We start from the raw sequence: 11,920 nt of genomic DNA, 5'->3' as shown, positions 1-11,920 counted from the left end.
AAGTAGAAGAAGTAGAAGAAGACGCCAGTCGCCGGCACGAAACGACCCCGCCGAGACCGCGGATTCACGGAAGAAGAGCAAAGGCCTCGACATGGCGTGGTCGGACAACGCTGAAGTGGCGGCGGTCGACGGTCGCGATCTCATTGATGCCTAACCGCTCTGCGGCGGCCACCACGGAGGCGTCGACGGTGCCAAGCGGGAGGTTTCGGTGTCGTGCAACAAGTTCGGCAATCCGCAGCCAATCCCCCGCTGCTACCGGCTCAACGGTGAACGCACCATCGGCCAGGTCGCCGAGGAACCGCACTTCAGGTTCGACGCCCAGTCGGGTACCCAGTAGGTAGACCACCTCGGTGATCACGAGTGTCGGGACGACCAGCGGACCCGGATGGCTGTGCAGAAGCTCCAGCGACGACGCATGGTGGGCATCGTCAGCGTCGACGTAGGCATATAGCGGACCCGCATCGACGACAATTGCCCCTATGGTTCAACCTCCGCCGCCAAAATCTCCTCGATGCGCTCGGAGACATCGCTACGGCCGCTACGGCCGGCGGCCGCCGCATTCAGGCGCCGACGGCCCCTGTCCGCGCCGAGATACGTCTCGAGCGCTTTACGGCTGAGTTCCGAGATAGTCATATTCCGTCGCGCGGCTTCATGCCGTAGACGGGCATCCAGCGCGTCGGGGATCTTGACCGTCGTCCGTTTCATGTATGCCAGCATACGCCGACTGTCCACGTACCGGCCGGACGTGCTCGCCGCTGCGCAGGCCCCAACCACCCATTCGCCACGAATTAGGACACGGGCGCGCTGGGTGGCGTCCCAACAGCGGTGTAAAAGTTCGGACACAGATTCCGCTGACTTGCGGTTGTGATGCTATGCGATGGCGCCGACAGAATCGGCCGGCGCCGCTCCGGTTTCGATGTGTAGTTCCGAGTCCCGTTGCGGCAGTTGAGTCGGTGGGTCATGCAACGACCTTGGCAGCTCCTGCGGTAGCCGCAGCCCGGCGGGCGTCATGGTGAACCCGCGCCAGCCGGCCGAGGCGCGGTCGAGTACGGCCCACACCAGCTTCAGGCAGGAGTGCTCGCCGGGCAGCCGACCGATCACCTTGACCCGACGGCGGGTCTGCCCGAACGTCCGCTCGATAAAATTTGAGTGCCGCACCCTGGTCCAGTGCTCACGCGGAAACTGCAGCTACACCGTCAGCGAGTCACGGTCATCGAGCAGGGCCCGCACCGCCGCCGGATAGGAGTCGCGCCAGCGTTTGGCGAACGCGTCGATGCGGTTTCGGGCGAGTGTGACCGCATCCAGGCCGGGTTGGATGTTGTCGGGCAGGTCAAAGATCGCCCAGTAGTCGGCCTTGACCTCGGCGTGGGCGTTCTTGGGCACCGTGGCCAGGAGGTTTCTGGCGCGATGCACCACACACCGCTGGCGCAGCGCGCCGCCCATGGTGGTCTGCACCGCGCCGATCAACCCGGGTGCGCCGTCGGAGATCACCAGCAGCGGACACGCCAGGCCGCGCTCACCGAGCCCGGTGAGGAAACCTTCCCAGGCATCCCCGGACTCACTGCAGGCGGTGTCGAGCCCGACGAACACCGGTTTGCCGTCGGTGTCGATGCCCCACGCCGCGAGCACCGGCTCGGCCGAGGCGTTGGCGTGGTACTGGAAATGCGACCCATCCAGGAACAAGTAATCGAGCTCGACGTCGTCGAGGCGGCGGGCGCTTTAGGCCGAAGTTACTGCTGTTTGGGTAGGGGTTTTTGGCTTTGACCTGGGGTTTTGGAGCGCCGGGATAAACCGGCATGAAGAAGGAGATGAGACAGCTCTACATCGAAGGACTAGCGATCCACGATGACCCCAACCATGCGTGGGTGCTCGTGAGGGCACTGGCGAAGCGTTGGAAGGGGCACGTGCAGGCCGGGCTATTGAGCCGCGAAATCAAGGAGTTCGGGATGCCGACACGGTCAAAACACGTGGAAGGCAACATCGCTGGCGGCGTTATCGCGAGCCGTCAGGGGATCCCGCGCGGTCAGAGAACCAGGGCATGTACGGAATCTTCATGCGCGAGAACCGGGAGGTCCCATGTCTTGCCCGTCTGGCTGATCACCGGGCGGGCCGCTCCGGGAACGCCAAGGCGGTACGCCTGAGATGTACGAGCGTGGGAAGTCTGACAGCCCCGTAGTACCTGCGAAGCTGCCGAACAAAGCCGTGACAGCGGCGGCGGAGGTGGTGGAGGAAAGGGGGCTGGCCAAGGAGAACACGGCCAGCAAAACGCGTCTCGGACGCAGAGCCGGGTCAGGCGCGTCAAGTGCGCTGGATCGTGTGCGCCGGGTGGCACAAGGAGATAAGGAAGCACGGTTCACAGCGCTGCTGCACCACGTCAGCGTCGACCGTCTCAGGTCAGCGTTTTGGGCGATCCGCCCGGGGGCTGCTCCGGGGGTTGACGGTGTGACGTGGGCAGCCTACCGGCAGGATTTGGAGGCTAACCTTCATGACCTGCACGGCAGGCTGCACGCAGGGCGTTACCGGGTGAAACCGTCGCGGCGGATGTATATCCCGAAGGCGGACGGGCGGTTGCGGCCGCTCGGTATCGCCTCGTTGGAAGACAAGATCGTCCAGCGGGCCGTCGTCGAGGTACTCAACGCGATCTATGAGGTGGACTTCCTGGGCTTTTCTTATGGGTTTCGGCCGGGACGCGGCCCGCATCATGCGTTGGACGCGCTGACGGTCGGAATCGAGCGGAAGAGAGTGAACTGGGTGCTTGACGCGGATGTCCGCGACTTTTTCAACCAACTCGATCACAGTTGGTTAGAAAGGTTTCTCGAGCACCGTATTGCGGATAAGCGGGTCCTGCGGCTCATCCAGAAGTGGGTGAACGCAGGTGTCATCGAGGACGGGCAGTGGTCGAAAAACATAGAAGGGACACCGCAGGGGGCATCGGTTTCGCCGTTGCTGGCTAACGTGTACCTGCACTACGTATTCGACTTGTGGGCTCAATGGTGGAGGAATCGGTACGCCGAGGGTGACGTGGTCATTGTCAGGTTCGCCGACGATTTCACTGTTGGTTTCGAACATCAAGAGGATGCGCTACGGTTCTGGGCTGGTCTTCGCGAGCGGTTCGCGAAGTTCGGGTTGGAACTTCATCCCGATAAGACCCGGTTGATCGAGTTCGGGCGGCATGCCGCTCGGCGGCGAAAGGCGCGGGGTCTGGGGAAGCCGGAGACGTTCGACTTCCTTGGTTTCACGCATTTCTGCGGGACCACCAAGCGTGGACGGTTCTGGTTGCGGCGCATCACGATCGGTAAACGGATGCGGGCCAAGCTCAAAGAGGTCAATGACCAACTCAAGCGGCGCCGGCATCAGCCCATACCGGTGCAAGGCAAGTGGTTACGAAGTGTGGTGACCGGCCATATGGCCTACTATGCCGTGCCCGGCAACACCGATGCGGTAGCGGCCTTTCGTGCTCAGGTAAGTCAGCTGTGGTTTAACGCGCTTCGGCGCCGCAGCCAACGAAAGCGACTGAACTGGACACAGATGGGTCCTCTCACCACGAGGTGGCTGCCACCCGCCCGCGTGCGGTACCCCTTTCCCAACGTGCGATTCGACGCCAGAATCCAAGGCAGGAGCCCAGTGCGGTAATCCCGCACGCTGGGATCTGTGCGGGGGGCCGCTCGCAAGAGCGGTCCCTACCGCGATCTGGTTTTCTGGTTTGTGTTTGTGGCTACGCGGTGATGGTCAGGGGGATGGTGGCTTCGATGAGGTCGAAAGCCCGACGTTGTTGAGAGGTTGGGTCGGCGAGTTTGTCTATCTCGATGTCGGTGTCCTGGTAGCGGATCCTATCGCGGGTAAGGGTTTTGAGGTGTGCGAGCAGGCCAGCGAAGCTGCGTATGGGGTTAGCGTCGGTGTCTTGTTTGTGGGCGGCTTTGGTGTCAGCGTCGGTTGAGCGTTGGGCGGGGGCTACGGGATTGTCGCGGGCTGGTGGGCTTTCATCGGTGAAAGTCAATGGCGCCCAGGCTTTGCGGAGATGCCATACCAGGTAGCGGGCCAGCATGCAGATTAGTAGGTGCGCTTTGACACGGTCGTCGAGGCGGTGGCGGATGGGCCGCACTTGGAGGTCGTCGGTTTTGATGCTGCGGAAGTCGCGTTCGATGTTGGCCAGGTCTTTGTAGCTTTGCACCACAGCGGCCGGGGTGAGTTCTGCGGCATCGACGCTGGTGCGTATCACGTAGATGCCGTCGATGGCGGCTTCAGTATCGATGGCGGTTTGGTTGCGGCGGTAGGTGAAACTCTCATCGCTGATGGTGGTGTCAAAATGTTTGGCCATCTTGTACTTTCCCAACACTTTGCCCACAGTCTTGCCGATGTCAGCGGCCCCGGACAATCGGCCGGCCGCCACCCGCTTTTCGATGGGCGCTAACAGTTTTTCGGTGGCGGCCAGCAGCTGGGTGCGTTTGGCCGCACGCTGGGCGGCCAACAGTGGGTCGCGGCACGCGATCAGCCGTTCGCCGGGATAGTCGGGGTGGTTGATCTCGACCAGATCCTGTTGGTCGAACAGGCTCATCTGCAAAGGGCCCCGGTCGGCGGCCAGCGCGGCGATCGCTGGTGCGCGTAACGCGGTGATCCACCCGAAATCGGCTCCGGCATTGTTGAGTTCGCGCAGGGCGTTGATGCGGGCGGTGGTGATCATTCCCCGATCACCGACCATCACCAGATTGTCCAATCGAAACGTGTCTTGCAGATCGCCCACGATCGTGGTGAACGCCTTGGGATCAGCAGTGTTGCCAGGGAATACCCGCACCGCTATCGGGCGGCCCTCGCGGTCGCCAAGCAACCCGAAGTTGATCTGCGGCAACCCTTTTTTACCGTCACGGGAATACCCGCGTGCCGCCAACTCGCAGTGACGCCCGGTCATCCACGTACTCGACAGATCGAACAACGCCATCTTCGACGGGTTAACCCGCGGCCCAAGATGTTGAGCGACCAGCTTGCGCTCTATAGCGTCTTGGCGCCCACGAGCCAGTCCATCGCGGCGTAGATCTCGTCGGTGCAGGCGTCGGCGATACCCAGGTCGGTGCCCAAGGTGGTCTCAGCCCACCACGCCCGTGTGTCCAGCTTGCTGGCTGGTCGCACCACTCGGGAGATGATCAACCCCAACACCAGATCCCGTGACCGGCCAGAAGGCCCCAGCAGGGCGGGCATACCCACCTTGCGGGCCATTGCCGCTACCGCTGCCACATGCCCGTGCGGCAAGGCGCGGGTGATGGCGAACTCAGTACCGGCCTCCACCAATGTTTGACCTTTCAAGATGGCCTCGAACGCGGTGACCGCCTCGGCCGGCAGCTTGGACAGGTTGGCCAGCGTTTCGTGACGCACCTTGCCGCCCTGGCGGAACGTGCGGCGCACCAAGATCGATTCGTAGTGGCGAACATTGCCCCCCTTGTCCACATACTTACTCGACGTCCGGGCTACATGCATGCCGGCTGGTTTTGTCACATCCCAATGCTACAAAGTGAATTCGTAATAGCAGCGGCATAGACACACCTAATTTAGTGGCTACATTTTTTATGTCCGATCATCACAAATTCCAGCTCAGCGCCCCATTTCCCCCGCTCACCACCAGTAACTTCGGTTTAGGCCTCGAGTTGGGTCTTGATGTCTTCGCAGATCCGCGACACCGTCGACTGGGACACCGCGGCGGCCTCACCGGCCGCCTCGAGCAGGGCGGCCTCCACGTCGCGGGTCGACAACCCGCGCACGAACCCGGCGATCACCAGCGCCTCCAACGCGTTGGTCTTGGTCACCCCCGTGCCCAACAACTGGGCGCCGAACCGCTCGGTGGCGCCACGCACCTTCGGCCGCTGCAAAGTGATGGGCCCGGCGGTGGTCTTCACCGTTATGTGGAGCTGCTAGCCGGTCGTCCGCCACGTGCATGACGGATGTCGGAAATCCCCGATCCGGCGTGGTGGATGGGATTACCTTGTGCTGTCCATCACGGAGAGTGGGAGGTGCCAGTTGCGGGTGCGGCGTGTTGTGATGCCGCAGACCGAGTTCGAGTCGTGGACGGTGCTTGGTGATGATCAGTTGCCGGTCGAGCCGGTAGAGCGGTTCCTGGCCTATCTGGCGTCGATCGAGAAGTCGCCGAACACGATCAAGGCCTACGCGCATGATCTGAAGGACTGGTTCACGTATCTGGGTGGTCACGGCCGTGACTGGCGGTCGGCGACGCTGGAGGATGTCGCTAGGTTCGTGGCGTGGCTGCGGCTGTCACCGCCGGCCCGCGACGGGACGGTCGCGGTGCTGCCGACGGTCGCGCATCACTGTTGGGCCGCCAGCGTCAACCGCAAGCTCGCTGCCCTGACGTCGTTCTGCGGGTTCCACGCCCGCCATGGCGTCGAGTTGACCGGGCTGCTAATCGGCATGCAACCGACCAGCGGGCGCGGCCGGTCGGCAACGGCGTACAAACCGTTTCTGCACCATGTGACCAAGAATGAACCCCGACGGCGCCGCGCGGTCACGCTGACGCATCCTCGGCCGCGGCCGAAAGTCCTTACCGCGAAAAAGGCTCAGAGGATTCTTGACGCGTGCGAGCATCTGCGGATCGGCTGTTGTTCGCCCTGCTGCTCGACACCGGCGTCCGCATCGGTGAGCCGTTGGGGCTGCGCCACGAGGATCTCGACATCGCGGCCAGGACGCTTACCGTCCGGCCGCGACCCAACGACAACGGCGCCCGGGCCAAGACCGGCGTGTGCCGGACGATCCCGACCAGCCCGGAGCTGATGCGCCTGTTATGTCGACTATCTCAACGGCGAGTACGGCGCCCTGGATTCGGACTACGTGTTCGTCAACCTGTGGTCGGAGCCGAAGGGACACCCGTGGGCCTACCCCGCGGTCTAGGACCTGGTGCGTCGCCTGCGGGTGCGCACCGGCATCGATTTCGGGCCCCACCAGTACCGGCATAGGTATGCGACCTGGCTGCTGCGGCGCGGCACGGGGATGGAAAGCGTCAAACAGCTTCTGGGCCAAGCGTCGATCACCACCACGGTCGACACCTACGGGAAAGCTCGGGAATTGCATCAGATGGGCGCGGTTCCGCAGGTCGCCAGCTGAGCAAGGTGCGGGAATGGTTCCAAGCCGCTAGCTCGACACGCCGGATCACGTGCATTGCTTGAATCGCTAACCCGTTTGATGCACGATCCTTGCCTCAGAGGGTCGCGTCGATTCGGGGTTGGAGGCGGGTGTGGGACAAGAGGATCTGGCCGGTGCGGCGCATCTGGAGCTGGTTTCCGGGGTGGTACAACTGCGCCCAGAGGACGCCACGGTGGAGGCGATGTTGCGCGGCTGGCGGGCCCAGCAGACCGCGCGCGGGCTGCGGGAAGAGACCGTCGCGCCGCGGGAGCGGCTGGTGCGCCGCTTCGTCGAGTTCACCAACGAGTATCCGTGGCACTGGCTGCCCGGCCACGTCGATGAGTAGACCCAATCGTTAACAGCCGAGGCGCATCTGGCGCCGTCGACGATCCGCGACTACCAGACCGAACTGCGGTTGTTCAACGAGTACCTCTGCGACGCCCGTTACGGCTGGATTGCAGTGTGCGAGAAACAGTTCGGGCCGGGTAATCATCCTGTGCCGATCTGTCACGAGTGGAATACGATCGCGCACCTGAACGATTATGGGGGCCGCCCGGAGGCGCGCGCGTTCACGCGTGCGGAGATCCAGCGGTTCCTCGACTACGCCGACGATCAGGTCGAGCGCGCTGTTCGGGCGAAACGCAAAGGGGCCCTCGCTGCCTATCGCGACGCGACGATCTTCCAGGTCATCTACGGCTGGGGTTTGCGGCGCACGGAAACTGCGAAGCTTGACCTGGTTGATTTCGGCCGGAATCCGAAGACTCCGCAGTTCGAGCGCTACGGGATGCTGAATGTCCGCTACGGCAAGGCCAAGAGGGGCCAGCCGCCGCGGCGTCGGAACGTGTTGTCGGTGATGGATTGGGCGGTGGAGGCGGTCGCCGACTACGTCGAGAATGCCCGGCCGAAGTTCGGGTGTGACGACCACCCAAGCCCTATGGGTGACCGAGCGGGGCGGGCGGATCAAATCCGTGGAGATCAACGCTCGGCTCGTGGCCTACCGCGACGCATTGAAGTTACCGAAAGCGCTTGTGCTGCACTCAATCCGCCACTCCTACGTTACACATCTCGCCGAGGATGGTGTCGATCGGCGATTTATTCAGTCCCAGGTTGGGCACGAATGCGACAGCTCGACGGCCATCTACACCCACGTCAGCACCGACTACGTGAACACGATGCTGCAGCGAGCGCTGGCGCCCGCGCTCGATGCGGGCATCCCGGCAGGCAAGGACAGCTGATGCCTGCCAAGCTCGATTATCAATGGCACCTGCGCAAGGTCATGGCCGACCGCGGCATGTTCGCCACCACCGACCTGATCGCTCCGCTGCAGCAGCGCGGCATCAGCTTGTCCTCGAGCCAGGTCTACCGGCTGGTCGTCGAACGTCCCGAACGGCTGAGCCTGAAGGTTCTGATGGCGCTGCTCGACATCCTGGACTGCACCTTGGACGATCTGATCGAGCCGGTCGCGCCCGCCACGGCCGGGACACACCGGAAGAAAGCCGCGGGAGCTGAAGCCGGCATCGGGAGTCTGCGGCCCAAGCGGGCACGCGTTCGCGGCGCCAAGCTGCGGTGATTCACATCGATCACGGCCGCGCGGTGACCGATCCGGTCGAGTTCATCACCGAGCTGGTCGTGGCGGTCGATGATCGGCTTGCTCGCGAGGAGATCCGCGCAATCGTCTCGACGATCGCCGGCGGTCGGGCAAAGTCGCGGCGTCTGGCAGCCTTTCTCGCTGACCATTCGGCTGTGTTGCGCGACGGGCGCTTTCCGGCACCCCGGGCGGTCGGTGATCTATTGATCGCACTGCGGTCTGCCGGTGCGGCGGTGTCGGCGCCGGTGTGCGCCGGATGCGAGAAGCAGTTGCGGACTCTGCAGCGGGTGGGTCAGGACTGGTATTGCGGGTCGTGCAGCCTGCGCCCGGTTGCATGTGCCGCCTGCGGTCAACAGCAACGCGTGGCGACCCGTGATCGCGCTGGAGGGCCTCGATGCGCGCAATGTCCCGATCGCGATGAACGCGATCCGATCTCGGTCATCTACGCCGTGATCGCCCAGCTGGATCCGGCTGCCGACCGCGACGTGATCGCGACGGCGGTCCGCAAGCTGGCATCCCGGCCGACACATCAACGAAAGATCGGCTGGGCGTTGGAAGCCCAACCCGAATTGCTCACTGGCGCCGGCTATCTCGCGCCCGTGCGCGCGATCGTTCCGTTGATCGGCGCGCTTCGCGCCGCGGGTATCGGCGGCATCGTGCGGCCGGCGTGTCCGCGGTGTCGTCGCGTCGTCACGATCGACAAACCCCTCGATGGGCAGCGGGTCTGCCGCACCTGCATCGCGCATACCCGCATCGAGGAATGCGCACGCTGCGGCGCGCATCGCGAACCAGCGACCCGCGACCACAACGGTCGGCCGTTGTGTCCGAACTGCTTGATCACCGACCCCGACAACCTCGAAGTCTGCCTCAACTGCGGTCGACGACGCCCGGTCAGCCTCCGAACACTGGACGGGCCGATCTGCGGATGCTGCCCGCCCACTGCCGATCACGACTTGCTCGATCTGCGGTAAGGAAAGACCGTGCGGCACATCTCGAATCACCGGGCGGCCGTGGTGCCCGGACTGCCAGCACCACACAGCACGATGCTGTTCTTGCGGACAGACGGCGCCCATCATCTCGGGCACCCATACCCAGCCACGCTGCCAGGACTGCACCACCCGCGAAGTCTGGCACGACTGCCCAACCTGCAACGACCCCTCCTACCCGCATCCCGGCCAATGCGGTCGTTGCCTGATCAACAAGTCACTCAACGAGATCCTCGGCCCGCCGTCGGCATCGCTTCACCCCGGGCTGCAGGCGCTACGGCACAACATCGCTACCGCCGAACACCCCATCACCGCCATGCGATGGCTAAAGAAGAAGGCCGTCGCTCCGGTCCTGGCCGATCTCGCTGCCGGTCGCCGCGACTTGACACACGACGCGCTCGACGAACTGCCCCAAAGCCAGCCGCTGGCGCACCTGCGCGAGGTCCTTGTCGGCGTTGGCGCCCTGCCCGCCCGCGATGAACAAATGATCCGGATCGAACGATTCGTCAGCCAGACATTGGCTGCCCAAGTCGACCCCGAACCGCGGAAAGTGTTGCACTGTTCGTCGATTGCGGCAACGCAACAACGGCCGCCCGACCACCATCCAGCAGTTTGCGTCCGTCCGTCAGCGCACCTACGGAGCTGTCGCTTTCCTGGACTGGCTGACCGTCAACGGGCTCACGCTCAGCAGCTGTGGGCAAGCCGACCTCGATCGCTGGCTGACCGACCACACCGCGACATATCGCGGTCCTGCCGGGCACTTCATCCGCTGGGCCCACAACAACAAGCTGACCAGCGTCCGAGCGCGCGCCCACCGATGGAACCGGCCCCACCCAATCCCTCGATGAGCAGCACCGCTGGAACACCGCGCGACGCCTCCTGCACGACACCAACCTCAAACCCGAAGACCGCCTCGCCGGCCTACTCGTCCTCCTCTACGCCCAGAACCCGGCCAGCATCTGCCGAATGGTCGTCACTGACATCGACACCACCAGCGACCCGGTCAGCCTGCAACTAGGCCGCGCACCCATCCACCTCCCCGAGCCCGTCGCCGAGATCGCCCGATCCGTCGTCGCCAACCGCAAGGGCCACGCCACAATCGGCGCTCTGGCACCTTCGCCCTGGCTTCTTCCCGGCGGCCAGCCCACACGACCGATCAGCACCGGCCAGCTGACCCATCGACTCAACCGACTCGGGATCCGCCCCGGCCCCGCTCGCAGCACTGCCCTGTTCCAGCTCGCCACCGAGATCCCCGCCGCGATCTTGGCACGCACCCTGGGCATCCACACCGACGTCGCCGTTTCCTGGCAACGCCTCTCCGCAGGAGACTGGTCCAGCTACGCCGCCGAGGTCAGCCGACGAGGAAGCGGGTCACCACGAAACGAGGTGCAAGCGCGCATATCGGATTGCGCCGTGAGCGAACGGGGCGAACATCCAGTGGAATTCGTGTTGATTCACGGGACGACGCAGTCATCGGCCGGCTGGCAGCGCCTGGGCGACGAACTCACGCGACTCGGGCACCAGCCAGTGACGGTCGACCTACCGAACAACCACCCCGAATTCACCGTCGACGACTACGCGAGAGTCGCCGCCGAACAGGCCGGCCGCCCCGAACGTCGCCGGATCGCCGTCGCGCATTCCGGGTCCGGCATCCTACTGTCGGCGATCGCCGAGTCAATCGAGGCTACTGCCATGGTGTGGCTGGCCGCTTACGTCCCTGACTTCGGCGGCGGCCGCAGCTTGATCGAGGAACTCGAATCCGATCCAACCAAAGTCTTCAATACTGACTGGATCGGAGCCGACCCGGTCGGCGAACCCCAACTCGCGCAACGATTCCTCTTCCACGACTGCCCAGCTCAGACCATGCCGTGGGCTATGCGCACGTTGCGCAAATTCGTTCCCACCGCGGCCTACGGCCAGAAACCACCGCCGACACCGCCGAACATCCCGTCGACCTACATCCTGCCGACCGCCGACCAAACGCTGCGTCCCGACTGGATGCGCCACGCCGCCGCAGATCGATTGGGCGTATCCACGACCGACATCCGTACAGGTCACTGCCCACACGTCGCAAACCCTGCTGCCGTCGCCGCGATCCTCGCCCACATCGCCCACAGCTGAGAGCGATACTGACCGACCCGAACCCGCACCCGAGTGCTCGCCATTGCCCAACAAGGAGGGGAGGGATTCGGACAGTTCCAATATCCGACGTCACCATTGCACCTCA

15 protein-coding genes and 2 pseudogenes are annotated in these 11,920 nt (G+C 64.1%); 9 read left to right on the top strand and 8 right to left on the bottom strand.

Going from position 1 to position 11,920, the window contains the following annotated elements; all coding sequences use genetic code 11:
• Positions 1-64: 64 nt before the first annotated feature.
• The 3 genes and pseudogenes from MSM1_RS19580 to MSM1_RS22210 all read right to left on the bottom strand — a co-directional run.
• Complete coding sequence (locus MSM1_RS19580; protein ID WP_213445797.1) at positions 65-472, bottom strand: type II toxin-antitoxin system VapC family toxin; 408 nt, start codon at positions 470-472, stop codon at positions 65-67.
• A gap of 5 nt (positions 473-477) precedes the next feature.
• On the bottom strand, positions 478-705 hold the full coding sequence (locus MSM1_RS19575) for a CopG family transcriptional regulator (RefSeq protein WP_236056940.1): 228 nt from the start codon (positions 703-705) through the stop codon (positions 478-480).
• 165 nt (positions 706-870) lie between these two features.
• A pseudogene (locus MSM1_RS22210) lies at positions 871-1,701 on the bottom strand (transposase); the annotation flags it as partial.
• Positions 1,702-2,202: 501 nt separating this feature from the next.
• On the opposite strand from MSM1_RS22210, the gene ltrA reads away from it, so the two are divergent.
• Positions 2,203-3,633 carry a group II intron reverse transcriptase/maturase gene (gene ltrA, locus MSM1_RS19560; protein WP_307857447.1) on the top strand — a complete coding sequence of 477 codons (1,431 nt, stop codon included), beginning with the start codon at positions 2,203-2,205 and terminating at the stop codon, positions 3,631-3,633.
• Positions 3,634-3,715: 82 nt separating this feature from the next.
• Here ltrA and MSM1_RS19555 read toward each other — a convergent pair whose 3' ends face one another.
• The 3 genes from MSM1_RS19555 to MSM1_RS19550 all read right to left on the bottom strand — a co-directional run bounded on the left by MSM1_RS19555 (position 3,716) and on the right by MSM1_RS19550 (position 5,885).
• On the bottom strand, positions 3,716-4,936 hold the full coding sequence (locus tag MSM1_RS19555; RefSeq protein WP_236056935.1) for an IS1634 family transposase: 1,221 nt from the start codon (positions 4,934-4,936) through the stop codon (positions 3,716-3,718).
• A 50-nt stretch (positions 4,937-4,986) separates the two neighbouring features.
• Positions 4,987-5,487, bottom strand: coding sequence for a hypothetical protein (locus MSM1_RS22205; RefSeq protein WP_236056932.1), 501 nt, complete (start codon positions 5,485-5,487; stop codon positions 4,987-4,989).
• 137 nt (positions 5,488-5,624) lie between these two features.
• The gene (locus tag MSM1_RS19550; protein ID WP_213445489.1) at positions 5,625-5,885 is read right to left on the bottom strand and encodes a transposase; all 261 of its coding nucleotides are present in this window, start codon (positions 5,883-5,885) and stop codon (positions 5,625-5,627) included.
• Positions 5,886-6,027: 142 nt separating this feature from the next.
• Between MSM1_RS19550 and MSM1_RS23105 the strand changes: the two are divergent.
• From MSM1_RS23105 to MSM1_RS22200, 4 genes and pseudogenes are all read left to right on the top strand, one after another.
• Positions 6,028-6,366, top strand: a pseudogene (locus MSM1_RS23105) (site-specific integrase); the annotation flags it as partial.
• Positions 6,367-6,575: 209 nt separating this feature from the next.
• Entirely contained in the window at positions 6,576-6,953 is a 378-nt protein-coding gene (locus MSM1_RS23100) for a tyrosine-type recombinase/integrase (RefSeq protein ID WP_374101747.1), read from the top strand.
• Positions 6,895-7,101, top strand: a complete 207-nt coding sequence (locus MSM1_RS19540) for a tyrosine-type recombinase/integrase (protein WP_307857446.1) — start codon at positions 6,895-6,897, stop codon at positions 7,099-7,101. Before MSM1_RS23100 ends, MSM1_RS19540 begins: the two co-directional genes overlap by 59 nt.
• Before the next feature lie 130 nt (positions 7,102-7,231).
• Entirely contained in the window at positions 7,232-7,465 is a 234-nt protein-coding gene (locus MSM1_RS22200) for a hypothetical protein (protein ID WP_236056929.1), read from the top strand.
• A 9-nt stretch (positions 7,466-7,474) separates the two neighbouring features.
• Here the strand turns inward: MSM1_RS22200 and MSM1_RS22195 are convergent, their stop codons facing one another.
• Positions 7,475-8,044 (bottom strand): hypothetical protein, encoded by a 570-nt coding sequence (locus MSM1_RS22195; RefSeq protein WP_236057278.1) that lies wholly within the window; start codon positions 8,042-8,044, stop codon positions 7,475-7,477.
• Between the two features lie 13 nt (positions 8,045-8,057).
• Here MSM1_RS22195 and MSM1_RS22190 point away from each other — a divergent pair, with 13 nt between their 5' ends.
• Genes MSM1_RS22190 through MSM1_RS19525 form a run of 3 tightly spaced genes read left to right on the top strand, consistent with a single transcriptional unit; the run spans position 8,058 to position 9,678 of the window.
• A complete protein-coding gene (locus tag MSM1_RS22190; protein ID WP_307857445.1) occupies positions 8,058-8,354 on the top strand; it encodes a tyrosine-type recombinase/integrase in 297 nt (98 codons plus the stop codon).
• Positions 8,354-8,689 carry a helix-turn-helix transcriptional regulator gene (locus tag MSM1_RS19530; RefSeq protein WP_213445483.1) on the top strand — a complete coding sequence of 112 codons (336 nt, stop codon included), beginning with the start codon at positions 8,354-8,356 and terminating at the stop codon, positions 8,687-8,689. Before MSM1_RS22190 ends, MSM1_RS19530 begins: the two co-directional genes overlap by 1 nt.
• 23 nt (positions 8,690-8,712) lie before the next feature.
• Positions 8,713-9,678 (top strand): hypothetical protein, encoded by a 966-nt coding sequence (locus MSM1_RS19525; protein ID WP_213445481.1) that lies wholly within the window; start codon positions 8,713-8,715, stop codon positions 9,676-9,678.
• 340 nt (positions 9,679-10,018) lie between these two features.
• Here the strand turns inward: MSM1_RS19525 and MSM1_RS19520 are convergent, their stop codons facing one another.
• The gene (locus tag MSM1_RS19520; protein WP_213445479.1) at positions 10,019-10,252 is read right to left on the bottom strand and encodes a hypothetical protein; all 234 of its coding nucleotides are present in this window, start codon (positions 10,250-10,252) and stop codon (positions 10,019-10,021) included.
• Positions 10,253-10,659: 407 nt separating this feature from the next.
• On the opposite strand from MSM1_RS19520, the gene MSM1_RS19515 reads away from it, so the two are divergent.
• A complete protein-coding gene (locus MSM1_RS19515; protein ID WP_213445477.1) occupies positions 10,660-11,814 on the top strand; it encodes an alpha/beta hydrolase in 1,155 nt (384 codons plus the stop codon).
• Positions 11,815-11,920: the final 106 nt, after the last annotated feature.

It is taken from the genome of Mycobacterium sp. SM1 (assembly GCF_018361265.1).
In the GTDB taxonomy this organism is placed as follows: domain Bacteria; phylum Actinomycetota; class Actinomycetes; order Mycobacteriales; family Mycobacteriaceae; genus Mycobacterium.
This window is presented reverse-complemented; position numbering and strand designations above follow the sequence as displayed.